The 23,976-nt window shown below is 68.7% G+C and carries 24 protein-coding genes; 7 read left to right on the top strand and 17 right to left on the bottom strand.

What is annotated here, in order from left to right; genetic code table 11:
* Positions 1 to 7 precede the first annotated feature (7 nt).
* The 3 genes from rpsO to ABIB25_RS02445 form a co-directional block, all read right to left on the bottom strand.
* Positions 8 to 277 (bottom strand): 30S ribosomal protein S15, encoded by a 270-nt coding sequence (rpsO, locus tag ABIB25_RS02455; protein WP_354526803.1) that lies wholly within the window; start codon positions 275 to 277, stop codon positions 8 to 10.
* A 113-nt stretch (positions 278 to 390) separates the two neighbouring features.
* On the bottom strand, positions 391 to 1,179 hold the full coding sequence (locus ABIB25_RS02450; protein WP_354526801.1) for a serine hydrolase: 789 nt from the start codon (positions 1,177 to 1,179) through the stop codon (positions 391 to 393).
* Positions 1,176 to 2,114: a bifunctional riboflavin kinase/FAD synthetase gene (locus ABIB25_RS02445; RefSeq protein ID WP_354526800.1), complete on the bottom strand. Its 939-nt coding sequence runs from the start codon at positions 2,112 to 2,114 to the stop codon at positions 1,176 to 1,178. The genes ABIB25_RS02450 and ABIB25_RS02445 overlap by 4 nt, the downstream gene beginning before the upstream one ends.
* Positions 2,115 to 2,311: 197 nt before the next feature.
* Between ABIB25_RS02445 and ABIB25_RS02440 the strand changes: the two genes are divergently transcribed.
* Positions 2,312 to 2,809 carry a hypothetical protein gene (locus ABIB25_RS02440; RefSeq protein WP_354526799.1) on the top strand — a complete coding sequence of 166 codons (498 nt, stop codon included), beginning with the start codon at positions 2,312 to 2,314 and terminating at the stop codon, positions 2,807 to 2,809.
* Here ABIB25_RS02440 and truB read toward each other — a convergent pair whose 3' ends face one another.
* The 10 genes from truB to rimP form a co-directional block, all read right to left on the bottom strand.
* Positions 2,810 to 3,766 carry a tRNA pseudouridine(55) synthase TruB gene (truB, locus tag ABIB25_RS02435; RefSeq protein WP_354526798.1) on the bottom strand — a complete coding sequence of 319 codons (957 nt, stop codon included), beginning with the start codon at positions 3,764 to 3,766 and terminating at the stop codon, positions 2,810 to 2,812.
* Positions 3,766 to 5,262, bottom strand: coding sequence for an MFS transporter (locus ABIB25_RS02430; protein ID WP_354526797.1), 1,497 nt, complete (start codon positions 5,260 to 5,262; stop codon positions 3,766 to 3,768). Before ABIB25_RS02430 ends, truB begins: the two co-directional genes overlap by 1 nt.
* 7 nt (positions 5,263 to 5,269) lie before the next feature.
* Positions 5,270 to 5,929: a GntR family transcriptional regulator gene (locus tag ABIB25_RS02425; protein ID WP_354526796.1), complete on the bottom strand. Its 660-nt coding sequence runs from the start codon at positions 5,927 to 5,929 to the stop codon at positions 5,270 to 5,272.
* Positions 5,930 to 5,984: 55 nt separating this feature from the next.
* Positions 5,985 to 7,028 carry a DHH family phosphoesterase gene (locus tag ABIB25_RS02420; RefSeq protein WP_502919734.1) on the bottom strand — a complete coding sequence of 348 codons (1,044 nt, stop codon included), beginning with the start codon at positions 7,026 to 7,028 and terminating at the stop codon, positions 5,985 to 5,987.
* 257 nt (positions 7,029 to 7,285) lie between these two features.
* Positions 7,286 to 7,864 carry a 30S ribosome-binding factor RbfA gene (gene rbfA / locus ABIB25_RS02415; protein WP_354526795.1) on the bottom strand — a complete coding sequence of 193 codons (579 nt, stop codon included), beginning with the start codon at positions 7,862 to 7,864 and terminating at the stop codon, positions 7,286 to 7,288.
* A gap of 24 nt (positions 7,865 to 7,888) precedes the next feature.
* Complete coding sequence (locus ABIB25_RS02410) at positions 7,889 to 8,182, bottom strand: DUF503 domain-containing protein (RefSeq protein WP_354526794.1); 294 nt, start codon at positions 8,180 to 8,182, stop codon at positions 7,889 to 7,891.
* 78 nt (positions 8,183 to 8,260) lie between these two features.
* Positions 8,261 to 11,236, bottom strand: coding sequence for a translation initiation factor IF-2 (infB, locus tag ABIB25_RS02405; RefSeq protein ID WP_354526793.1), 2,976 nt, complete (start codon positions 11,234 to 11,236; stop codon positions 8,261 to 8,263).
* 76 nt (positions 11,237 to 11,312) lie between these two features.
* Positions 11,313 to 11,618, bottom strand: a complete 306-nt coding sequence (locus ABIB25_RS02400) for a YlxR family protein (protein ID WP_354526792.1) — start codon at positions 11,616 to 11,618, stop codon at positions 11,313 to 11,315.
* A gap of 96 nt (positions 11,619 to 11,714) precedes the next feature.
* A complete protein-coding gene (gene nusA, locus ABIB25_RS02395; protein WP_354526791.1) occupies positions 11,715 to 12,713 on the bottom strand; it encodes a transcription termination factor NusA in 999 nt (332 codons plus the stop codon).
* Positions 12,710 to 13,399, bottom strand: a complete 690-nt coding sequence (gene rimP / locus ABIB25_RS02390) for a ribosome maturation factor RimP (protein WP_354526790.1) — start codon at positions 13,397 to 13,399, stop codon at positions 12,710 to 12,712. Before rimP ends, nusA begins: the two co-directional genes overlap by 4 nt.
* 65 nt (positions 13,400 to 13,464) lie before the next feature.
* Here rimP and ABIB25_RS02385 point away from each other — a divergent pair, with 65 nt between their 5' ends.
* Together ABIB25_RS02385 and ABIB25_RS02380 are read left to right on the top strand one after the other, a co-directional pair.
* Positions 13,465 to 14,010, top strand: a complete 546-nt coding sequence (locus ABIB25_RS02385) for a hypothetical protein (RefSeq protein ID WP_354526789.1) — start codon at positions 13,465 to 13,467, stop codon at positions 14,008 to 14,010.
* Positions 14,007 to 14,507 (top strand): DUF4439 domain-containing protein, encoded by a 501-nt coding sequence (locus tag ABIB25_RS02380; RefSeq protein ID WP_354526788.1) that lies wholly within the window; start codon positions 14,007 to 14,009, stop codon positions 14,505 to 14,507. The genes ABIB25_RS02385 and ABIB25_RS02380 overlap by 4 nt, the downstream gene beginning before the upstream one ends.
* Here ABIB25_RS02380 and ABIB25_RS02375 read toward each other — a convergent pair.
* Together ABIB25_RS02375 and ABIB25_RS02370 are read right to left on the bottom strand one after the other, a co-directional pair.
* Entirely contained in the window at positions 14,479 to 16,275 is a 1,797-nt protein-coding gene (locus ABIB25_RS02375; RefSeq protein ID WP_502919721.1) for a proline--tRNA ligase, read from the bottom strand. The two genes, ABIB25_RS02380 and ABIB25_RS02375, sit on opposite strands and share 29 nt — an antisense overlap.
* 88 nt (positions 16,276 to 16,363) lie before the next feature.
* Entirely contained in the window at positions 16,364 to 17,320 is a 957-nt protein-coding gene (locus tag ABIB25_RS02370; RefSeq protein ID WP_354526786.1) for a GNAT family N-acetyltransferase, read from the bottom strand.
* Here ABIB25_RS02370 and ABIB25_RS02365 point away from each other — a divergent pair.
* The 4 genes from ABIB25_RS02365 (at position 17,319) to ABIB25_RS02350 (ending at position 21,198) form a co-directional block, all read left to right on the top strand.
* The gene (locus tag ABIB25_RS02365; protein WP_354526785.1) at positions 17,319 to 18,122 is read left to right on the top strand and encodes a YaaA family protein; all 804 of its coding nucleotides are present in this window, start codon (positions 17,319 to 17,321) and stop codon (positions 18,120 to 18,122) included. The two genes, ABIB25_RS02370 and ABIB25_RS02365, sit on opposite strands and share 2 nt — an antisense overlap.
* 146 nt (positions 18,123 to 18,268) lie before the next feature.
* The gene (locus ABIB25_RS02360) at positions 18,269 to 19,195 is read left to right on the top strand and encodes a serine protein kinase RIO (protein ID WP_502919720.1); all 927 of its coding nucleotides are present in this window, start codon (positions 18,269 to 18,271) and stop codon (positions 19,193 to 19,195) included.
* Positions 19,196 to 19,204: 9 nt separating this feature from the next.
* Complete coding sequence (locus ABIB25_RS02355; protein ID WP_354526784.1) at positions 19,205 to 20,602, top strand: mycothione reductase; 1,398 nt, start codon at positions 19,205 to 19,207, stop codon at positions 20,600 to 20,602.
* A complete protein-coding gene (locus tag ABIB25_RS02350) occupies positions 20,599 to 21,198 on the top strand; it encodes a hypothetical protein (RefSeq protein WP_354526783.1) in 600 nt (199 codons plus the stop codon). The genes ABIB25_RS02355 and ABIB25_RS02350 overlap by 4 nt, the downstream gene beginning before the upstream one ends.
* A gap of 18 nt (positions 21,199 to 21,216) precedes the next feature.
* Here the strand turns inward: ABIB25_RS02350 and map are convergent, their stop codons facing one another.
* The gene (gene map, locus ABIB25_RS02345; protein WP_354526782.1) at positions 21,217 to 22,071 is read right to left on the bottom strand and encodes a type I methionyl aminopeptidase; all 855 of its coding nucleotides are present in this window, start codon (positions 22,069 to 22,071) and stop codon (positions 21,217 to 21,219) included.
* A 16-nt stretch (positions 22,072 to 22,087) separates the two neighbouring features.
* A complete protein-coding gene (locus tag ABIB25_RS02340) occupies positions 22,088 to 23,926 on the bottom strand; it encodes a penicillin-binding transpeptidase domain-containing protein (RefSeq protein WP_354526781.1) in 1,839 nt (612 codons plus the stop codon).
* Positions 23,927 to 23,976: the final 50 nt, after the last annotated feature.

Here is a 23,976-nt window from a genome sequence, read left to right as displayed (position 1 = left end):
GGTTGCGCTAGCGGCGCAGGCCGAGCCGCTCGATCAGCGAGCGGTAGCGTGCGATGTCGATGTTCTGCAGGTAGCGGAGCAGCCGACGGCGCTTGCCGACGAGGGCCAGCAGGCCCCGGCGGGTGTGGTGATCGTGCTTGTGCTCCTTGAGGTGCTCGGTGAGATCCGAGATCCTCTTGGTGAGCATGGCCACCTGGGCCTCTGCCGAGCCGGTGTCGGTCTCGTGCAGGCCGTACTCGGCCAGGATGGTCTTCTTCTGATCGGTGGTCAAAGCCACTGTGGTGCTCCCTGTGTGGTTCTGTCACGTGCACTGCCCGCACCGGACGAGGATGCGCCGGGGGGATGACGGTGCCGGCCGCCACGGACTGAGGCCGGACCCAATCGGTAAGTTTACCAGCGCGCAGCACCCGCGACGGACAGTCCGAGTTCGCGCTGCCGCGCGAGCACGTCATGTCTGGCCTGCGGCTCTGCGTCGTCATCCCAGTTGGCCAGGACCGCGTAGGCGACGGTCCTCGACGGCGTGGTCAGCAGTCCGATCTCGGCCCGCACGCCGCTATCGGTGCCGGTCTTGTTCACCACCGACAGACCCAGGTTCTCGCCAAGGTGCGCCAGCGGGTCCAGTCCCCAACCGGACGCTACCTGGGACAGATCCATGCCCTTGCCGAGCCAGCCGTACACGTGTCCGGACACCGTGTCACCAGCGCGGACGCCGCGATGCAGAGCGGCCATCAACCCAGCCAGTTCGGCGGCGCTTCCGGTGGACAGGGTGGCCGGGTGCTGCGGCCCCCGGACGTCGCGGACCCGGTCGTGCAGGGCGGTGACCGTCATCCCGCGTCGTGCTGCACTCGAGGCCACCCCGGCGAGACCGACCCGGCGCAGCAACACGTTCGTGGCCAGGTTGTCGCTGGTCATTCCGACCAATTCACAAAGATCGCCGACGGAGAGGGCATCGACGCCCAGGTACTGCCAGATGCCGGAGTCGGCCACCGCATCATCGGGTGTTCGGGTCAGGGGCTCGTCCGGCGTCAGATCGCCGCGCTCGAGCAGTTCGGCGATCCGGAACAGCAGCAGGATCTTGCCGATGCTCGCGGTCTTGAGCACCTCGTCGGCGTTCTCCTCGAGAAGGACCGCGTCAGAGTCCGCGTCACGCAGGCTGATCGACCAGCGGACCGAGGTCACGAACCAGCACGCTCCAGGATCTGCCTCGTCTGCTCGACGTCGAGACCGATCTGCTCGATCAGGGCGTCGACCGAGTCGTACTTGATCGTTGCGCGCAGACGTTCGACGAAGTCGAGGGCGACCCGGCGGCCGTAGAAGTTGGCGCCGCCGTCCAGGACGAACGCCTCCACCGTCCGGACCCGTCCCGAGAACGTCGGGTTGGAGCCGATCGAGATCGCCGCCGGAGATCGCCTGTCCCCCAATACGAACCAGCCCGCGTAGACGCCGTCGGCCGGGATCGCGCCGTGCGGTGTGACGTCGAGGTTGGCGGTCGGATAGCCGAGCTCGCTGCCGCCGCGGCCGTCTCCGTGGACGACGACACCCTCGACCCGATGGGACCGGCCGAGCGCCTGCGCCGCAGCGTGCACATCGCCGGCGCCGACCGACGCCCGCACCAGCGTGGACGTCACCGTCAGCGTGTCCTTGGAGACGAGGCCGACACCGACCGCGGTGAACCCGAACCGCGCTCCCAGCGTGCGCAGCAGGTCCAGATCGCCGGCGCCCCGATGGCCGAAGCGGAAGTTCTCCCCCACCACGACGCAGGCGGCATGCAGGCTGTCGACGATCACGTCGTGGACGAATGCCTGCGGATCGGTCGATGCCATGGCCGGGGTGAACGGCAGCACCATCAAAACGTCGATCCCGAGCTCGGCGGCCAGTTCGGCCTTGCGGCGCAGCGTGATCAGTTCGGCGGGATGACTGCCGGGGCGGACCACCTCGGCCGGATGGGGGTCGAACGTCATCATGACGGCCGGCAGGCCCAGTTCCTTGGCCTTGGTCACGCAGGCGTGCACCAGCTCCTGGTGCCCGCGGTGAAGACCATCGAACACTCCGATGGTCAGCACGCACCGCCCCCAACCGGGGGGTATTTCATCGACTCCGCGCCAACGCTCCACGCGATCACCCTCTCCTGAACCCGGCCGGTGCGCCCGCGCCCGCCGTCTACAGCGTGCCACGCCCTGCTCGACGGGTTCCATGGGAGACTCTTTACCTTCTGGCTTTGCAGAGCTACTTTCTGCATCCACCCGTCTGGGGGGATGACACCGATCGCCGTCTCACAGAGTGGAACGAGGGATAATGAGCGTTTTCAGACGTGTACGGCGGTTCCGGTGACAACGTGGTGCGCATCGACACCGGCGACGTGCCCGCGCTGCTCACCATCAGTTGCGCAGCCTGCACCAGCAACTTCATCGTCGAGGGCAACGGCGGCTACGAGGATTCGTTGCTGGTCAACGCAGTCGGGAGCTATACCGGAAGGCAGCTGGTCGACATGACCGGAGACCGCACCACCCAGCTCACCATCCAGGCTGATGCAGCTTGGTCGGTGAAGGTCGAGCCTGCTTCAACGCTCCGGTCATCCACACGTACCAGCGGATCAGGTGACGACGCCATCTACCTCGGCTCAGGTGCGAACTTCCGTTTGAAGCACACCGGAACCAGTAACTTCATCGTCGAGAGCTACACACCTGGTAGCCAATTCGGGGACCTCATCGTCAACGAGATCGGCAACTACAACGGTGTTCGACCGATCGATGTGCCTGCATACGTGGAGATCGTCGCCGACGGGACCTGGTCGATCACGCGCGCCTGATCAGGCCGGGTCCCAGACCAGACGCGGCCGGGCAAGGCCGCCGGACTCCTCGACCAAGGCCAGCAGGTCGCGTTCCTCGAAGAGCCCGTAGGTACCGGGTATCCCGATGCCGGGAATGGGCCGCCCGTGACGCATGTCGCCGGCCAGCGCCGCATCGACGGTGCGCACGGCAAAGGCGTTGCGGACGGCGTCGGCCGCCGGGATGATCGCAGCAGCCACTGCATCGCTGAATTCCGGCGGCACCTCCACCCGGGCTTGACCGCGCGGCGGAACTCCGTCGGGACCGTAGACGTCCACGGAATCGCTCACGTCGAACGGTCCTACAGTGGTGCGGCGCAGTGCGGACAGGTGCCCGCCGATGCCGAGCGCAACGCCGAGATCCCTGGCCAGCGACCGGATGTACGTCCCGGTGGTGCACGCCACCAACACGTCGAGATCGATGGATCCCGACAGTCGACGGGCCGGGGACAGCAGGTCGAAACGCGAGATGGTGACCGGACGCGCCTTGAGCTCGACCTCCTCCCCCGCCCTGACCAGTTCGTACGCGCGCTTGCCGTCCACCTTGATGGCGGACACCGAACTCGGGACCTGCAGGATCGGGCCGGTCAGCGCCGCGATGCCGGCCAGGATCCCTTCGTCCGCGACACCGAGCACCGCCGACTCCGACGCAGCGCCGACCACGTCGCCTTCGGCGTCATCGGTGGTGGTCGACTGCCCCAGCCGGATGGTCGCCAGGTAGGTCTTGTCGGTCAGCGCCAGATGTCCGAGCAGCTTGGTCGACCGCTCGACGGCCACCACCAGCAGCCCGGTCGCCATCGGGTCCAGGGTGCCCGCGTGGCCGATGCGGCGGGTGCGCAGGACTTGGCGCAGGCGCCCGACCACGTCATGAGAGGTGCAGCCGGACGGCTTGTCCACCAACAGCAGTCCGCCACCGGGCGGGATTGCGTCGCCCGCCATCAGTCGTCGTCCCCGGTCGACCGGTTGGCCCGCGACCGTTCGGCCTCCCTGGCCAGTTCGGCCTCGTCGACCAGCTCCCAGCGGTGGACGTGCAGATGCACCGGAACCTCCTCGCCGCGGGCGGCCGCCAGCAACACCATCGCCCTGGTCCGCAGCCACCAGGTCAACATGCGGGTCAGCCCGAAGGCGGTCACCACGATCAACGAGCTGAAGGCGAACCGGAACGCCTGGACCGAATGCACCGAACCGGTGGGCTCCATCAGATCGAGGATCTGACCGACCAGGAAGATCCCGAGCACGGCGCCGCAGAACCCGCCGATGTTCACCATTCCGGTCGCAGTGGAGATCCGATGCCGCGGGTTGTAGTCACGCGCCAGCATGAACGCCACGGCCGACGTCGGCCCGCTGAGGGAGAAGACGAACACGACCACCAGCACAACCGCGAACGGCGGCCTGCCACCCGGCCAGACGATCAGCGTCAACCAGGCCAGGATGGCCAGCAGGCATACGACGACCGCCATCGGGGTGCGGACCTCGGGTCGGCGCCCGACGATCTGGCCGACCGCGAGGTTGGCCAGTACCCCGCCGAGCACCAGCACCAGCATCAGCGACGAGGCCACTCCGGTGGCGTACCCGAGGCCCTGCGTCAGATACGGAAAGCCCCACAGCGTCGCGAACGTCGTCGGACCGGCCATGCACGTGAAGTGGACCCAGAATCCGAGCCGCCCCGACGGCAGCCGCCAGGCACTCTTGACCTCGGTCCAGACCCTTCGTCCGGCCACCGGCCCGGTCGCGGCCCGTTCCTCGGCGGCGCGGAACGGCGCCGCGGTCGCCGGGCGGAACAGCAGCACCGCGTAGGCGATCGACAGCCCGCCGGCGATACCGAACGTCGGACCCCAGCCGAGGGTGTGCAGCAGCCCGGTCAGCGGCAGCGTGGCGACGATGTTGCCGATCGAGCCGGCCAGCGCGGTGAAGCTGGTGAGTACCGCGTACCGACGCGCCGGGAACCAGCCGGCCACCAGGCGCAACACCGAGATGTAGGTCATCGCATCGCCGCAGCCGAGCAGACCGCGGGCGAGCAGGGCCGGGACGTACCCACCGAGGAACGCGAACAGCAGCTGCCCGGTTCCCATGGTCAGCGTCGCGGCCAGCAGCATCCGCCGCGGTCCGAACCGATCGACCATGATCCCGGTCGGCACCTGCATGATCGCGTAGACCGCCAGCTGCAGCATGACGAACGACGACAGCTGCGCCGCGGAGAGGTGCAGTCGTTCTGCGGCCAGCGGGCCGGCGACGCCGAGGGTGCTGCGGTGGAAGACGGCCAGCACGTAGACACCGGCTCCGATACCCCACACCAACCACGACTTGCCGGGGGCCTTGGCGGGATACGTCACGGTGGTCGGAGCGGGGGCGGTGGAACCGGCGCTTGGCACAGCGGACCTTTCGGCGGTCGGTGTTTCGGCGGTGAGGACGGTGTCTTCGGGTGGAGGTGCCATCAGGTGTTCACGCCAGACTTCGGGCGGCCGTCGCCAGGTGCTCGATGGTCAGGCGGACGGCGGCTTCGCGGTCTTCGCGGGCGATCGCATCGGCGATCCCGCGGTGGTCGGCAATGGTGCGATTGATGCGGATCGGGTCGTCGAGACCCCCGGCGGCGAACAGGTTCGCCGCGCCCATCCGCAGCTGCCGGTCGCGGAGCGAGGAGTAGAGCCGATCCAGGATGTTGTTGCCGGCGGCCGCGACGATGGTGGCGTGGAAATCCCGGTCGGCCGACACGTAGGCCGCGACGTCCTTCGCCCTCGCTGCCTGCTCCACGCCCTGGACAGCCGCCTCCAGCCGGGTGGTCAGCATCGGCGCTCGCCCACCGTCGATCACCTGGGTGACGCAGTAGGTCTCGACCAGTTCACGGGTGGACAGCACGTCCCGCCACTCCTGGGCGCTGACGGGCAACACCAGGGCGCCGCGTTTCGGCAGCAGGCGCACCATGCCCTCCGCTTCCAACCTGAGCAGAGCCTCGCGGACCGGCGTGCGGGAAACAGCAATCTCCTCGGCGATCCGACCCTCGGCCAGCAGATCGTTGTCGGCGAACCGCCGGGTGAGGATGCCCGTGCGTACGTGCTGGTACACCCGCTCTGCGGCAGAGACCTGTACACCTGATGCATCCATGATGTATCTATCCTGCGGGTTCAGGCCGCCGGAATCAAATCGGTGCGACCCGGACTCACGCCAGTGCGGCGACCAACGCGGCGAGCGCATCGTCGGCGGTTCCGTCGAAGCCGAACCCGGCCGCGCGGACATGGCCGCCGCCGCCGAGTTCGCTAGCGACCGCGGCGACGTCGACGCTGGGGACCGAGGCGCCGTCCGGGGCCGGGCCCGGCCGGGACCGCAGCGAGACCTGCCACTGACCGGGCGAGGTCTCCTTGAGCACCGCAGCCACCTGGGCTTCGGAGGCGGTCCGGAGGATGTCGATCACCGAATCCAGCTCCTCCTGGCGTAGGCCGACCGCGATCCCGCGGCCGATGACCGTGGAGACCAGCCCACGTCCACCCGCCGCCTGCCGGTCCAGAGCAGCCGAGCCGAGCACCCAGGACAGCATGTCGAGCCAACCGAACGGATGCAGGTCGGTGATCGGCCGCATCAGCTCGTCCGGGTTCACGCCGGCATCGAGGAGTCGTGCCGCGAGTCGGTGGGCCGCCGACGAGGCGAAGCGGAACCCGACCGTGTCGGTCGCCAACCCGGCATAGATGTTGTCCGCAATGGCACGGTCGATCGGCAGACCGAGCCGGTCCAGCATGGCGGCCACCAGAACCGTCGTGGACTCGGCAGCGATGTCGACCAGATGGTTGCTGCCGAAGCGGGTGTTGGAAGCGTGATGATCGATCACCAGGCTGTCGCCGGCCGTCTCGAGCAATGCACCGAGACTCCCCAGGCGTTCCCGGGAGTTGACGTCGAGACAGATGACCAGATCAGGGTGCTCCGGTACGTCCTGGACACCCTTCACCAACCGCTGGCCGGGGAGACCACGAAGGGACATCGGCACCGTCGACGGTTCGGAGAAGGCCACCGTGACGTCCCAGCCGGCCGCATCGAGCGCGAGACCCAGGGCAAAGGCACTGCCCAGCGCGTCCGCATCCGGGCTGACGTGGGCCAGCAGCACGACGCTCGAGGCAGCGCGGATCAGATCGCAGGCAGCGGCGAGGTCTGACTGCACGCCGAGATCCGCCGAACCCGGGACACCGCTCGAGGAGGTAGCGACCCGGACGATGCGTCGCGAGCCAGAAGTGGTCGCCCTGGTCACCAACACCTCCTCACCCACTGCGACGAACCACGCACAGTGACGTAGTGCCATCCAGCCATCACTGGATCGGGGGAATTCATGCGATCGGCCATGGGTCGAACGGGCGATGCACGGCGGAACAACGTTGCCAGAACGGTACTACGGTCCGAGTGCCTGGTACTCACCCGTCCAACGCAGAACGAAACGTCCAGGACCGATGACTGTCGGTACCGGACGGCCGGCCGTTACGGTCTGGTGCGACCGGATCCGGCGACCGGGACATCCTCGTCATCGAATGCGGGCGAACCGTCGATTTCCGACGAACGGGACGGATCTTCGGCATTGTCGAGATCCGCGGCATCGTCGAGATCCGAATCGTCCTCGAGGTCCGCATCGTCCTCGGGCTCCCGCGGAACCTTGTACGGGTCGGCATCACCGGCGTACTGCGCACCGGCTGCCTGCGAGGCCACCGCAGCGTCGGTGGCCTTGGCCGCGGCGATCAGATCGTCGATGCGGTGGGCGTTCTCCGGAATGGTGTCGAGGCGGAACGCCAGGGTCGGGGTGAATTTGATCCCGGTTTCCCGGCCGACAGCACTGCGCAGCACACCCGTGGCGCTGGCCAGGGCCACTGCCGTGGAGGCCACTTCCTCCTCGTCTCCGTAGACCGTGTAGAACACGACGGCCTCGCGGAGGTCCGGCGTCACGGTAGCTGCCGTCACGGTGGTCATGGCCAGCCGCGGGTCCTTGACCTTGAGTTCCAGCTCTGTTGCGACGATCGCGACGATGCGCTTGGCCAGTCTGCGGGCCCGTGCCGAATCGGCCATCGGACTACTCCTTCTTCTTGTTCGTCATTCGTCGTGCGGGCCGACCACCCGTCGACGGGCGCTCAGCAGTTCGATCTCGACCTCCCCCGCGACCTGACGCTCGCAGGTGTCGAGCACAGCGGTCACCTGGGCATGGTCACCGGACACCGTGGACACGCCGATGAGGGCCCGGCGCAGCCGATCCGGATCCCCGGCCTCGGTGACCGCGACCTCCAGTCGTCGCAGACGGGCCAGGATCGGACGGATCACCGCCCGCTTGTACTTCAGCGAGTCGACCTCGCCGAGCAGTAGATCGAGTTCGAGAATGCCTACATACACTCGAATGTCTCCCGTCGACCCCACGACCGACGTCCGGCCGGACGCACCCGGAGGTGCGTCCGACCGGACGGACTTCGGTCAGGCGCGAGGCTTCTCGCGGATCTCGTAGGTCTCGATGGTGTCCTCGACCTCGATGTTGTTCCACGTTCCGAGTCCGATGCCGCACTCGAAGCCCTCGCGGACCTCGACGGCATCGTCCTTGAACCGCTTCAACGAGTCGATCGCAAGGTCCTCCTTGATCACGACCCCGTTCCGGAGCAGCCGGGCCTTGGCGTTGCGCCGGATCTCGCCCGAACGCACGATGCTGCCCGCGATGTTGCCGAACTTGCTGGAGCGGAAGACCTCACGGATCTCGGCGACGCCGACCGCGACCTCTTCGAACTCCGGCTTGAGCATGCCCTTCAGGGCAGCCTCGATCTCGTCGATCGCCTGGTAGATCACCGTGTAGTACCGGATGTCGACGCCCTCGCGGTCGGCCAGCTCCTGCACGCCACGGACCGGCTTCACGTTGAAGCCGATCACGATCGCGTCGGTGATGACCGCCAGGTTGATGTCGTCCTGGGTGATGCCACCGACACCACGGTGGACAACCCGCAGGTTGACCTCCTCGCCGACGTCGAGCTTGATCAACGAGTCCTCGAGCGCCTCGACGGTGCCCGAGTTGTCGCCCTTGATGATCAGGGTGAGTTGCTCGATCTTCTTCGCGGCCAGGGCGTCGCCCCAGTCCTCGAGGGTGATCCGACGACGGTTCGCAACCTGGGCCTTGCGGGTCCTGGCCTGACGACGCTCGGCGATCTGCCGGGCGACGCGGTCCTCCTCGACCACCATGAAGGAGTCGCCGGCACCGGGCACGGAGGTGAATCCGAGCACCTGCACCGGGCGGGACGGGGTGGCCTCGGCGACGTTCTCGCCGTGGTCCCCGAGCATGGCCCTGACACGACCGTAGGCGTTGCCGGCGACGATCGAGTCACCGACCCGCAGGGTTCCGCGCTGGACGAGGACCGTGGCGACGGCACCGCGACCGCGGTCGAGGTGCGCCTCGATGGCGACGCCTTCCGCGTTCATGTCCGGGTTGGCCCGCAGATCGAGGGCCGCGTCGGCGGTCAGCAGGACGGCCTCGAGGAGACCGTCGATGTTGATCCGCTGGCGGGCCGAGATCTCGACGAACATGGTGTCCCCGCCGTACTCCTCGGCGACCAGACCGTACTCGGTCAGCTGCTGCCGGATCTTGTCCGGGTTGGCGCCTTCCTTGTCGATCTTGTTGATGGCGACCACGATCGGTACGTCCGCGGCCTTGGCGTGGTTGATGGCCTCCACCGTCTGCGGCATGACGCCGTCGTCGGCGGCGACCACCAGCACCACGATGTCCGTGGACTTCGAGCCACGGGCACGCATGGCGGTGAACGCCTCGTGACCCGGGGTGTCGATGAAGGTGATGAGCCGTTCGACGTCGTTGAGGTTCGTCGCGACCTGGTAGGCACCGATGTGCTGGGTGATGCCACCGGCTTCCTTGTCCACCACGTTCGTGCTGCGGATGGCGTCGAGGAGCTTGGTCTTGCCGTGGTCGACGTGACCCATGACGGTGACCACCGGGGGGCGCACCTGCAGGTCGTCCTCGTCCCCCTCGTTCTCCCCGTAGGAGAGGTCGAAGGTGTCGAGCAGTTCGCGATCCTCGTCCTCCGGGGACACGATCTGGACCTCGTAGCCCATTTCCGAGCCGAGGAGTTCCAGGATGTCGTCGGAGACCGACTGGGTGGCGGTGACCATCTCGTTGAGGTGGAACAGCGCCTGCACCATCGAGGCCGGGTTGGCGTCGATCTTGTCCGCGAAGTCGCTCAGCGACGACCCGCGGGCCAGCCGGACGACGGAACCGTTGCCGCGCGGCAGCGTGACGCCACCGATCGACGGAGCCTGCATGTTGTCGAATTCCTGGCGACGCTGCTTCTTGGACTTGCGGCCCTTCCGGACCTGTCCACCCTGACGCCCGAAGGCACCCGGAGCTGCACCACCACGACCGCGACTGCCGGCACCGCCGGGACGGCCACCACCGCCGCCGGCCGGAGCGCCGCTCGGCGCACCACCGGGACCGCGATATCCGCCGCCACCGGCGGGAGCCCCACCGGGACCACCGCCACGGTAGGCACCGCCACCACCGGCACCAGGGCGGGTGCCGGGAGCACCGGCTGCCGGCGGGCGACCGCCGGGCGTACCGGGGCGGGGACCGCCACCGGGAACGCCGGGTCGGGCGCCGGGAGCCGGACGGGGACCGCCCGCACCGGGCGCGCCTCCGGGACGGGTGCCCGGAGCGGCCTGCGGCGGGCGGGGAGCACCCGGCACGCCACCCGGCCGGGCCGGAGTGTTGCGGGGGGCACTGACGCCGAACGGGTTGTTGCCCATCCGCGGGGGACGCGGAGCACCGGGGACACCACCCTGGACACGGGGCGGACGAGGCGCAACCGGAGCCTCGTTCGCCGGGGTCTGCACGGACGGCGCCGGCGGAGCGGAGAAGGTCGGCGCCGAAGGTGCCGCCTGGACCGGAACTGCCGGCGTCGGAGCCACGACCGGAGCAGCCACAGCAGCGGGAGCTACCGGCTGGGCCGGAGCGACCGGGGCCGCTGGACGATCGGGCACCGCTGGGACGGGCGCGGACCGGTTGGTCGGGGCGGCTGGTACGGCATTCTCGGTCGGCGCAGCCGGACGAACCGGAGCCGCCGGCGATCCGCCGGCCCGTGGGGACGGCGACGCCGCACCCGGAGCCGGACGCGGCGTGGTCGGTGTCCCGGGACGCGCGGAGGGTGCACGGAGGGCGGGCGTGCTCGTCCCGCCGTTGGCGCCGCCACCGTTGGAGCCGCCACCGTTGGTACCGACACCGTTGGCGGGTGCTCCGACGGTTCCCACCGGGAACGCATCCTTGAGCTTGCGGACGACGGGTGCCTCGATGGTCGAGGACGCACTCTTGACGAACTCGCCGAACTCGTTGAGTTTGGCGATGATTTCCTTGCTTGACTTGCCGAGCTCTTTCGCGAGCTCATGCACTCGGGCCTTGCCTGCCACTGCTCTCCTTACGGTGAGGCCGGGCGGCAGAGACCGCTCGACCTCGTGTTAGTTGTACCGGCTCATTGCTGGGACTTCACGGCATACTCACGACGGGTCGACCTGCTTTCGGTGTGCTGGGTACTTCGGGCTGCTCGATGAGGACCTGACGCACCTCGGTGGTGTCGAAACGTTCGGATGGACGCCGAAATGCCCGTCCGAACGCACGGCGACGCTCCGCGAGGTCGAGGCATCCCAGGATCGGATGCAGCCACGCTCCCCTTCCGGGGAGACGGCGCCGGGGGTCCGGAACGACCGACCCATCGACGGCAACAACGCGGAGCAGTGTGGGGGCCGTTGCCTTCTCGCGGCAACCGACACACGTCCGGAGGGGTTCGTTCATCTGTTCCCGTCCCGGATGGATGGCGGCCACAGCAGCTTGCGCCGGGCCCAACCAGACAAGTCTAACGCTTCGGGGCCGCGGCGCTCACCGGAGCACTCACTCGGCGGCCGGCGGGACACCCGGTGCGGCGTCGCTCCGGATGTCGATCCGCCAGCCGGTGAGGCGGGCGGCGAGCCGGGCGTTCTGCCCTTCCTTGCCGATGGCCAGCGAGAGCTGGAAATCGGGCACGATCACCCGGGCGGCCTTGGCGACCGGATCCACCACGGTCACCGACAGCGCCCGAGCCGGCGAGAGCGCATTCCCGACGAACGTCGCCGGATCGTCGTCGTGGTCGATGATGTCGATCTTCTCGCCGCCGAGTTCGCTCATGACGGCGCGTACCCGCTGACCCATCGGGCCGATGCAGGCGCCCTTGGCGTTGATCCCCGCCACCATGGGCCGCACCGAGATCTTCGAGCGGTGACCGGCTTCCCTGGCCACGGCGGTGATCTCCACGCTGCCGTCGGCGATCTCCGGTACCTCGAGGGCGAAGAGCTTCCGGACCAGGTTGGGGTGCGTACGGGACAGCGTGATCTGCGCCCCGCGCGCTCCCCTGGTCACCGCGACCACGTAGCAGCGCAGCCGCTGCCCGTGGACGTAGCTCTCGCCGGGAGCCTGCTCGGCCGCCGGGATGATGCCCTCGATCTCGCCGAGGCTGACCACGACCACACCCCGGGCGTTCACCTTCGCGTCGGCGCTGACGGTCCCGGTGATCAGCTCGTGCTCACGGCCGGCGAAGTCGCCGAACGTGCGCTCGTTCTCCGCGTCGCGGAGGCGCTGCTGGATCACCTGACGGGCGGTGGTGGCGGCGATCCGTCCGAAGTCCTCGGGCGTGTCGTCCCATTCCGACGTCACCTGACCGGCGTCGTCGAGTTCGGCGGCCAGCACGCTGATGTTCCCGCTCTTGCGGTCGACCTCGACCCTGGCGTGCAGCGAGTGCCCCTCGGTGTGGCGGTAAGCGGAGAGCAACGCGGTCTCCAGCGTCTCGATCAGGGAATCGAATTCGATGCCCTTCTCCTTCTCGACCGCGCGTAGTGCCGTGATGTCAACGTTCATGGTGTTGTCAGATCCTCTGCTTCATCTTCGTCAGGTTCTTCATCAGGTTCGTCGACTTCATCGAGCTCGACTCCTTCGCCGTCGGAGACGTCGTCGTCAGGTTCGTCGTCGTCAGGTTCGTCGTCGTCAGGTCCTTCGTCGTCCGAGTCCAGGTCCGGCTGGGTGAACAACTGGGCGGTGTCCTCCCCGAGTGCGGCCAGCACCGGCCCCGAGGGGGCGCTGAACTCGACCTCGACCCTGGCCTTGGCGATCACCGGGTAGGCCAGGGTGAGCGGATCCGTGCCGGATTTGCCGACGAGCAGTTCCACGCCGTCGTCGTCGGCCTTGCGCACCCGTCCGAGCAGCGATCCGCCGTCCTCGGTGGTGATGGCCAGCAGTCGTCCCCTTGCCCGACGGAAATGTCGGGGCAGGCTGAGCGGCCGTCCGATGCCAGGGCTGGTGACCTCGAGGGTGTACGCAGCCGCGCCCATCGGGTCAGCGGCATCCAGTTCGTCCAACTCGGCGGAGATCTCACGACTGACCGTGGCCGCGTCGTCCAGGTCGACACCGGCATCCCGATCGATGACGACACGCAGGAGCCGACGGCGTCCTGCTGCCACGACAGTGAGGTCCTCCAGGTCGTAGCCCGCCCGGGTGACCACCGCTTCGACCACTCCGCGCAACCGCGCCTGGTCTGCCGATGCCATGGTGCCTCCTGGCTCTGTGTAGTTGTCGAACGAAGGTGATTCTATCGGCCTGACATGATGGTCCCGTGCAATCCGATCCACGGCACCCGCCGTCCACCCCGCTGCTGCCGGCGCGGCGAACGCTCGTCCTCGGTGCCGGCGCCGTGGCATTGGGCGCCAGTGCGGGTTGTAATCCGTTCGCCACGCCGACCAGGGTGACCCAGACCGTGACGGCGGCAGCGCCGCCGGTGGCGGACCCGGTCCCGACCCTGATCGCGACCACCCGTCTGCACGTGGTCCGCCTGGCCAACGCGATCACCGCCGACAAGACGCTCGCCGCGAGGCTCACCCCGCTCCGTTCGGACCGGGCAGCACACCTGACGGCGTTGATCGCCGAACTCGGCCGCACCAGTCCCCAGGCCGCCGCCCTGGAGAAGAAGAAACCGACCGCCGACGCGGGGATCTCCGTGCCGTCCGGCGGGTCGATCCAGATCCTCGCCGGGATGCGGAGCGATGCGGCGTTGGCGCAGGGTTTGTTCACCGACGCGTTCGGGTTGGCGTCCCGCTACCGGGCAGCCCTCTTCGGTCCGATCGCCGCCTGCCTTGCCACCCACCGGCTGGTGCTGGCATGACGAGCCCCACATCCCCGTCCACCACCTCACCGTCGACCCCGACCACTGCGGCACCGTCCGGGAAGCTCTCGGCCCTCACGGCCAAGGCGTTGCAGGTGGCACTGGCCGCCGAGCAGGTCGCCGTCTGGGCCTACGACCTGGTCGCCGCCTACGACCCCGCTGACGCCGACGAGATCGCCGTCATCCGCGCGGGTCACCTGGCCCGGCAGGGGGCGACCGCAAGCCTGCTGATCAAGGGCGGCGCGTCGGCGCCCGGGCCGGCGCCGGCCTACTCGCTGCCGATGAAGGTCACCGAAGTCGTCGGCGCCCGGGCCTTGAGCGCCGTCATCGAGGGTGACTGCGCCGCCGCGTGGCACAGCGTGATCGGGACCACCGACAGCGGATCGCTGAGAACGATTGCACTGGCTGGACTTTCGGACTCGGCGGTCTGGCTGACCATGTTGAGGATCGCCGCGAAGACGATTCCCGCTACCGTGCCGTTTCCCGGCCGGGGCTGACCGACCCCAGCCGGGCCGCCCAGGCCCAGCCGGTCAGACCTACCAACGTCTCGATCGCTTCGGCGACGCTCATCTCGTTTCCGACGCCCGTCCGGCGGTCCTTGAGTTCCACGGTGCCCTCGGCCACGCCGCGACCCACCACCAGGATGGTCGGGACCCCGAGCAGCTCCGCATCGGCGAACTTGACGCCCGGCGAGGCCTTCCGATCGTCCAGCAGCACGCGGACGCCCGCGGTGTCCAGCTGGGCGGCCAGTTCCTCGGCAGCCGCGACGACCTCGGGCCACTTGCCGGCGATCACCAGGTGCACGTCGGCCGGCGAGAGCTCGCGGGGCCAGATCAGACCTTTGTCGTCGTGCGAGTTCTCGGCGACGGCGGCCACTGCACGGGAGACACCGACACCGTAGGAACCCATGGTGACGGTGACCAGTTTGCCGTTCTGGTCGAGCACCTTGAGATCCAACGCCTCGGCGTACTTCCGTCCCAACTGGAAGATGTGGCCCATCTCGATGCCACGCGCCAGCGACAGCGGGCCGGACCCGTCTGGCGCGGGGTCGCCCGCCCTGATCTCGGCGGCCTCGACCACACCCTCGCCGTCGAAGTCGCGCCCGGCCGTCAGGTCGAACACGTGCCTGCCGTGCTGGTCGGCCCCGGTGATCCACCGGGTGCCCGAGACGATCCGGGGATCGAGCACGTAGCGGATGCCGCTGGCCTTGGTGGTGCCCAGCACGCCGGGCCCGATGTAGCCCTTGACCAGGGCCGGGTTTCGCTTGAAGTCGTCCTCGGTGAACGCCTCGATCTCGGCCGGCGACACCTGCGCCTCGAGCCGCTTCATGTCCACCTCGCGGTCACCGGGCAGGCCGATGGCCAGGGGCTCGCGCGTGCCATCGGGCAGCCGCAGCATCACGACGAGGTTCTTCAACGTGTCGGCGGCCGTCCACGGCCGGTCGGCGCGGGGGAACCGCTCGTTGGCGACCGCGACGAGGGTATCGATGGTCGGCGTGTCGGGCGTGTCCTCGACACGCGCCGGAAGGGCGTCGTCGAACGGGATCACTTCGGGCACCGGCGTTGTCACGGCTTCGACGTTGGCGGCATAGCCGCCGGGCGAGCGCACGTAGGTGTCCTCGCCGACCTCGGAATCGGCCAGGAACTCTTCGGACGCGCTGCCGCCCATCGCACCGGACATCGCCGCGACGATGACATAGCGCAGCCCGAGTCGGTCGAAGATCCGGATGTAGGCCTCGCGGTGGCGCTGGTAGGAGGCCTCCAGTCCGGCGTCGTCGATGTCGAAGGAGTACGAGTCCTTCATCACGAACTCGCGCCCGCGCAGGATGCCCGCACGGGGACGTGCCTCGTCGCGGTACTTCGTCTGGATCTGGTAGAGCGCCAGCGGAAGGCTCTTGTACGACGAGCAGATGTCCCTGACGAGCAGGGTGAACATCTCCTCGTGGGTCGGCCCGAGGAGGTAGTCGCCGCCCTTGCGGTCCTTGAGGCGGAAGAGGTTCTCGCCGTACTCGGTCCAGCGGCCGGTGGCCTCGTAGGGCTCACGGGGCAGCAGCGCCGGGAAGTGCACCTCCTGCGCGCCGATCCGGTCCATCTCCTCGCGGACGATGCGTTCGACGTTCCGGAGCACCCGGTACCCGAGCGGCAGCCACGAGTAGATGCCGGGCGCCGCACGACGGATGTAGCCGGCGCGGACGAGGAGCTGATGACTCGGGACCTCGGCGTCGGCTGGATCCTCTCGCAGAGTGCGCAGGAACAGGGTCGACATCCGGGTGATCAACGCTTCGAACTCCTCGATCGGACGATACCGCCGGGTGCGGCACACTCATGGATCAGCCTATCGGCAGCCGGCAACGTCAAAAGTCCAGGCCGTGCACTACGTTCGTGTGCACGACTTCGTAGCCGAGCCGCTCGTACAGGCGGCCGGCACCGGTCGGGGAATCGGCGTCGACGGTGAGCTCGGCGTACCGGATGCCCGCATCGAACTGTGCCCGCATCGAGTCGGTCAGCATGGCGGCTGCCAGTCCCCGCCCGCGCACCGACCGAAGCGAGCCGACCCGATCCACGTACGCGGTCCGGTAGCCGCGCGCCTCGGTCTGCGCCGGAAACTCGGCAACGAGGACGAATCCGACGATCTCGCGGCCGGCCACGGCCACCCGGGACAGTTCCGGTCGGAAGAACGAGGACTCGGCGAAAGTGATCCGCCAGCGGTCGACGTCCATCGGGGGCGAACCCCAGTGATCGGCGAAGGCCGCGTTGTAGGCGAGCCGCGTTCGCTCGTCGTCGGCCGGGTTCCAGCCCCGGATCTCGATCCCGTCCAGGGGGAACGCGGCGGGACCGGCCGCCAGTTCGGCCCGCATCTCCACGAAGTACCGGCGGGTGACGAAGCCTGCGGTCGACGCGAACGCGCTGGCGGCGTCTCGGCCGCCGGGCACCCAGACCAGCAGGTCACCTGGTAGGTCGGCAGCGCCGGCCGCCGAGCGCTGCGACTGCGCCTTCTCCTTCAGGAGCGCCAACATCTCGCGTCCGAGACCGCGGCGGCGGAACTCGGGCAACACAGCCCCGAACAGGTTCACCGTCCACCTCGTGCTCGTGGGGCGGACGAGCAGGAAACCCGATGCGACGATGTCGTCCCCGGACAGGTAGGCAAGGCTGCCGCCGACCAGGTCGACACCGGGGTTGGCGAGTCTCTCCTGCAGCTTGGTCAGGTCCGGGAAGTTTTCCGAGGGCTCGGCCTGCTCGGCGGCGAGTTCGATCTCCAGCAGCGCGGCCGCGTCGCTGGCCAGCAGCGGGCGTCGGGTGAGGGCGTCCATGACCGATCACGCTAGCGTGGCCGGTGTGTACGTACTCCTGCCACCGTCCGAGACGAAGTCGAAGGGCGGGACCGCCCCGGCGCTCGACCTGGACGGACTGTCGTTCCCCTCGCTCACCCCGATCCGATCGCGCCTCATCACCGAAACGGTGAGGTTGGCCTCGGACGTCAACGCCGCCCGTGCGGCCCTGCGGATCTCGGCCGCCAAGGACGGTGAGATCAGGGGGAATGCCGCCCTGTTGACCGGCCCCACCCTGCCGGCACTGAGCCGATACACCGGTGTGCTCTACACCGCCCTGCAGACCCCGCGCATCAGCAAGGCGGAAGCCTCACGGGCCGACCATCGCCTGTTGATCACCTCGGCGCTGTTCGGGCTGATCGCCGGTGGCGACCGGATCCCGGCCTACCGGATCTCCGCCGGATCACGCCTGCCCGGGATGCCGACGATGACCATGCTGTGGCGCGATGCGATGAGCGCCGTCCTGGCCGGACTCGAAGGTCCGGTCCTCGATCTCCGGTCCGGTGCCTACGCCTCGTTCGCGCCGGCTCCGCAGGCCATCACCGTCCGCGTCGTCACGATGACGCGGTCCGGCGAGCGAAAACCGGTGAGCCACGACAACAAGGCGATCAAGGGGGTGCTGGCCCGTCTGGTCGGTACCACCAGGGCCACCATCGACGACCTGTCCGGACTGCTGCGGGTCACCTACCGCGCTGGATTGGTCGTGAAGAGGACGGGACCGTCCTCGATCGATCTGGACGCAACAAATCAGTTGCGGATGGGGACGGCTCAGGGTCATCGTTGAGCCCTCCTCCCGGTGTGATCCCCCGGAGGAGTTCCAGAGAACGTCCGGATCCATGTCCGGACATCTCCCGAGTGCGAGGAGGCAACCCATGACTGTTGCGAGCGGTAGACCCGTCCCCCCTTCTCGCCTCCCCTCTGGAGTCCTCCGTGCCACGTTTCGACCCGTCCGACCCGCTCGACCATGCTCCTGACGAAGAACGCCGCCGCCCGCGTCGTGCACCCAATTCCGCCCCACGACTTGCCGGACCACGACTCGTCTCCGAGGGACGTTCCGGCCGATTCACCGCCGACCTGGACGAGCCCGCGCTCGAAGCGGCGCCGTACTCGTCCTACGACACCGCCGGCCACGGCCCGTCCCCCGTCCCGGACTGGCTGATCACGTCCTTCTCGGCGCGGGACACCACCCTCGGTCTCCTCAAGACCGGCAAGGAGGCGGACGTCAGCCTGCTCGACCGGTCTCTGCCGGGCGGTCCGGGATGCCTGCTCGCCGTCAAGACCTACCGCGACAGCCACCACCGGATGTTCCACCGCGACAGCGGTTATCAGGAGGGCCGCCGCACCAGGCGCTCGCGCGAGTCACGCGCGATGGCGGCCAGGACGACCTTCGGCCGTGACCTCCTCTCGGCCAAGTGGGCCGGCGCCGAGTTCACCGTCCTGTCCACCCTCTGGACCGCGGGGGCGAAGGTCCCGTACCCCGTGCAGATCCTCGGATCCGAATTGATGATGGAGTTCATCGGGGGTCCGGACGGTGCTGCCGCCCCCCGGCTGGCCGCCTACCAGGGTGATTCCGAGGAGTTCACGTCGCTCTGGCACGACCTGGTGCAGAGCCTGGAAACCCTGGCCCAGCTCGGCCTGACCCACGGCGATCTCTCCCCCTACAACGTCCTGGTGCACGAGGGTGGGTGTGTGGTGATCGACCTGCCGCAGGCCGTCGACGTGGTGGCCAACCCGCAGGGCGAGAGCTTCCTGCAACGGGACTGCCGGGTGATCGCCGAGTTCTTCGCCCGGCGCGGCGTGTTGGCGGCGGACGGTGAGTTGCTGGCCCTGCATCTGGGTGGGATTGCTCGCGGTTAACCTGGTGGGATGCCTCATTTCGATCTTGTCATCGTCGGCTCGGGCTCCGGGAACTCCATTCCCGGGCCGGAGTTCGATCACTGGAACATCGCCATCGTCGAAGACGGTCTGTTCGGCGGCACCTGTCTGAACGTCGGCTGCATCCCGACCAAGATGTTCGTCCACCCAGCCGAACTCGCCGACGCCTCCCGGCACGGCGCACACCTGAACATCGCCTCGCACCTGGACAAGGTGGACTGGCCGGGCATGCGCGACCGGATCTTCGGCCGGATCGACGCCATCGAGGCCGGCGGCCGCCTGTACCGCGAGGGCCCGGGCAGCCCGAACGTGACGGTGTTCGCCGGGCGGGGGGTCTTCACCGGGCACAAGGCCCTGCACGTCGACCTGCACGACGGCACCACCGCCGAGGTCACCGCCGACCGGTTCGTGCTGGCGGCCGGCTCGCGGGCCGTCGTCCCCGAAATCCCCGGCCTGACCGACGGCAGCGTGCCGTTCCACACCTCGGACACGATCATGCGGATCGACGATCTGCCCGCCAGCATCCTGATCCTCGGCGGTGGTTACATCGCCGCCGAGTTCGCCCACGTCTTCTCCTCCTTCGGATCCAAGGTGACCCAGTTGGTCCGCGGCGACCGCCTGCTCAAGTCACACGACGCCGACATCTCGGCCGCCTTCACCGCCGAGGCCGCGGCCCGCTACGACCTGGTGCTGAACGTCGTTCCCGACCACATCGTGCGCAGCCCAGGCGGTGTCGCCGCCACGTTCTCCACTCCGGACGGGCCCCGCACCGTGGAGGCGGAACTGGTGCTGGTCGCCACCGGCCGCACCCCGAACGGCGAGCGGCTTTGCGTCGCGGCCACCGGGGTCGAACTGCACCGCGACGGCCGGGTGGTCGTCGACGAGTACCAGCGGACCGGCGTCGACGGCATCTACGCGCTCGGGGACATCAGTGCCGAGCACCAGCTCAAGCACGTGGCCAACCAGGAGGCCAGGATCGTCCGGTACAACCTGGCCCACCCCGACGCCCCGAAGAAGTCGGATCACCGATTCGTCCCGGCGGCGGTGTTCACCGACCCCCAGATCGCCGAGGTAGGGCTGACCGAGCGCCAGGCCCAGGACCGGGGCCTCGACTACGCCGTGAAGCGTCAGGACTACGGAGACATCGCCGCCGGCTGGGCCCGCGAGGATAAGGGCCATTTCCTCAAGGTGCTGTCCGACCGCCGGACGGGGCTGCTGATCGGGGCCCACGTCATCGGGCCCGAGGCGGCGACGGTGATCCAGCCGTTGATCCATGCGATGTCCTTCGGGCAGCTGCCGCACGACGTCGCCCGCGGTCAGTACTGGATCCACCCGGCTCTCTCGGAGCTGGTGGAGAACGCGTTGCTGGGTCTGCCGGAGCCGGTGTGACCTGGCGTAACACTCTCTTCGACGCGGCCGGCGCCGACGTCACCGTCGACCCGTCGTGGCTGCTGACGCCGCTGTTCCTGCGGGATTTCCTCCGCCTGCAGAGCACCGGACCGGGTCCGGGCGCCCTGATCGACAAGCCACCGGCCGAGCGGCTGGTCGACCCCTGGCTGATGCACACCGTCCGGCCGGACCGCACGGTCCTGCTGACGGCGGCCGCAGCCGACTGGCCTGCCTGGTGGGAGCAGGCGGTGGACTTCCGGCCCGGTGGTCCGGCGCCGCGGCCGACCGACCTGATCGAGTTCTCGGCGGCGCTCCGCGACATCTGGCCGGAGGTGGAACCGTGGTACGACCGCTGGGCCGCGCGACGCCGTCCCACCGAACCCGGTCCGACCGTCGAGCAGACCCTGCTCGGAGGGTTCGAGGAATTGCACGGGCGTCCGCCGGCCCACCGCTCGATCAGCGTGCTGCTGGTGCCCGTCGTCGGGCATCTGTTCATCCGGCCGGAGCCCGACCGGATCGTCGTCTCGGTGGGCCTGCGCCGGGACCTTCCGAGCTACCGGGACCTGCTCGACCCGGTGCTGGCGGACTACTTCTGAACTGCCCTCCGGAATCGCTTACGGGATCGTCAGGATCTCGGCGCCGGTGTCGGTGACGACCAGGGTGTGCTCGAACTGCGCCGTCCAGGACTTGTCCTTGGTGGTGACCGTCCACTGGTCGTCCCAGATGTCCCAGTCGACGCCGCCGAGGGTGATCATCGGCTCGATGGTGAAGGTCATCCCCTTCTCCAGCACGGTGGTCACGGTCGGCTCGTCGTAGTGCAGGATCACCAGTCCGGAGTGGAACGTCCGCCCGATCCCGTGGCCGGTGTAGTCACGGACCACGCCGTACCCGAACCTCTTGGCGTAGGACTCGATCACCCGGCCGATGACGTTCAGCTGCCGACCGGGAGCGACCGCCTTGATGGCCCGGGCCAGGCTCTCCTTGGTCCGTTCGACCAGCAGCCGGTTCTCCTCGGACACGTTCCCGGACAGGTACGTCGCGTTCGTGTCGCCGTGCACACCGTCGATGTAGGCCGTGACGTCGATGTTGACGATGTCGCCGTCCTGGATGACGGTCGAGTCCGGGATGCCGTGGCAGATCACCTCGTTCAGCGAGGTGCAGCAGGACTTCGGGTAGCGGCGATAGCCGAGGGTCGACGGGTAGGCCCCGTGGTCGCAGAGGTACTCGTGAACGATCCGATCCAGGGTGTCGGTGGTGACGCCGGGGGCCACCGCGGCGCCGGCCGCCTCCATCGCCCTGGCGGCGAGTCGGCCGGCCAGCCGCATCTTCTCGATGGTCTCCTCGGTCTGGACCCAGGAATCGTTGCTCGGAGCCGGACGCTGCTTGCCGACGTATTCGGGTCGGACGATCTGGGCGGGTACGGGTCGGGTCGGCGTGGGGACGCCGGGCTCGATCATGGTGCGCAACATGCCAATCAGCCTACGGTCAGCTGCTGGGGACGGCCTTGAGGAACTGATCGGCGATCACGTTGGTGCGCTTCGACGTGTCCCCCGCCACGATGAGCACGGAGAACGCCAGGTCGCCGCGGAACCCGACCGTCCAGGCGTGGGCCTTGTCGACACCCTTCGCGTCGACGAAATCGGCGGTGCCGGTCTTGGCGTAGACGGTGCCGGCATCCTGCAGGATCAGCGCCGTCCCGTCGGTGACGACCGCCCTCATCAGCGTCTTGACTCCGGTCTGGGTGGCCGCCGATCGGGCCGGAGCAGGTTGATCGACGGTTGTCTTCGCCCCACGGATCAACGACGGCATCGGCATGTTCCCGGTGGCGGCGGTGGCCGCCATCAGGGCCGCGGAGAACGGGGTGACCAGGACGACGCCCTGACCGAAACCGTCCTCCGCCTTCTGCACGGTCGAGTCGGCCACCGGCACCCTGCCGGTCAGCGTGGTGATGCCCGGGATGACGAAGTCACGCCCGATCCCGTACTGGGTCGCGGCCTTGGTGAGCGCGTCGACGGGCATCTGGGTGGCGAGCTGCGCGAAGGTGGTGTTGCACGACTTCGCGAACGCCGTGGTCACCGGGACGGTGCCGAGTTCGAAGCCCTCGTTGTGGATCTCGCGGGAGTCGATGGTCACCACCCCCGGGCAGTCGACCTGGGTCGTCGGGGTGATGAGTTTGTTGTCGAACCCCGCGGTGGCCGTCACGATCTTGAACGTCGACCCTGGCGGGTACTCGCCGGTCAGCGCGAGCGGTCCGAGGGCGTTGGCGGGCTGGTTCTGCGCGACAGCCAGGATCTCGCCCGTCGATGGCTGGATGGCCACGATCATGGCCGGCTCCGGGGTGCCGGCCAATGCCTTCTCGGCCGCCTCCTGGATCGCGGTGTCCAGCGTCAGCGTCACGTTCGGGCCGGGGGTGGCTGCCTGACTGGCCAGGGTCTCGAGTTCGGCGCCCGTCGCGTCGATGGAGTCGATCTCCCAACCCGGTTTGCCGGCCATCAGCTTGTTGGCCACCGGCTCCGCCTCGGAGAGCAGCAACTTCGCGAAGTCCTTGACCGGCGGGAGGTTTCGCGTCGTCGAGGGAAAGGTCAGCCCCGGGATGGTGTTCAGCTGGCTGCGGACCGTCTCGTAGTCGGCCTCTCGCAGGTTGGTGACGGTGTAGCCCGTCGCGGGGGTGGCGATCTTGAGACCGGCCACCACCGACGCGGGCGTGACGGTCGGGTCAAGCTTCCCGAGGATCTTGGTCAGCGCCGCCGCCGCCACGTTCACGTCGCCGACCTTGCCGGGCAGGGCGACCACCGAGTAGACCGTGACCGGCTGCTGGATCTGTTGGTTCTTCCGATCCACGATCACCCCGTTGGCGGCGTCGGTGGTCCGCAGCACCATCGTCTGACCCTCGCCCAGCTTCGGGTTGATCAGCGTGGCCGCCCACTGGGCCTTCCACGGACTGGTCGTCGCGGTGCGGGTGAACGCCCAGTTGGCCGTGTACTTCCAGGTCACCCCCTTGGCCAGGGTCCAGACGAAGGATGCGGACGAGGTCGCGTTGAGCGGGTCAGTCTGCTTCACGTTGCCCGCGGTCACGGCGACCTTCGTCGGGGCCAGGTTCTTCAGGACCGAGGTCAGCTCCTCGGTCGCCGATCCGGGGTCCGAGGTGAGGTTGGCGATCGTGTCGGTTTTCAGCCCCTGCCAGGCGGTGGCGAACTGCGTGACGGTCGCGTCCGGCGTCGGCCCCGGATCGGAGGCCGGTGGGGTGCTGGTGCACCCGACCGTCACCAGGGTCGAACCCGCCAGCAGAACGGCGAGTCGGACGCGGAATCGGAAGGCCCTCATGAGTGCGAGTATCTCCCGCTGCCGCTCGGCGGACGCCGTCCCACGCCGTT

The organism is Nakamurella sp. UYEF19 (assembly GCF_040546275.1).
Classification (GTDB): Bacteria; Actinomycetota; Actinomycetes; order Mycobacteriales; family Nakamurellaceae; genus Nakamurella.
Note: the sequence above shows the minus strand (reverse complement) of the source record. Positions and strands in the feature narration are given on the sequence as shown.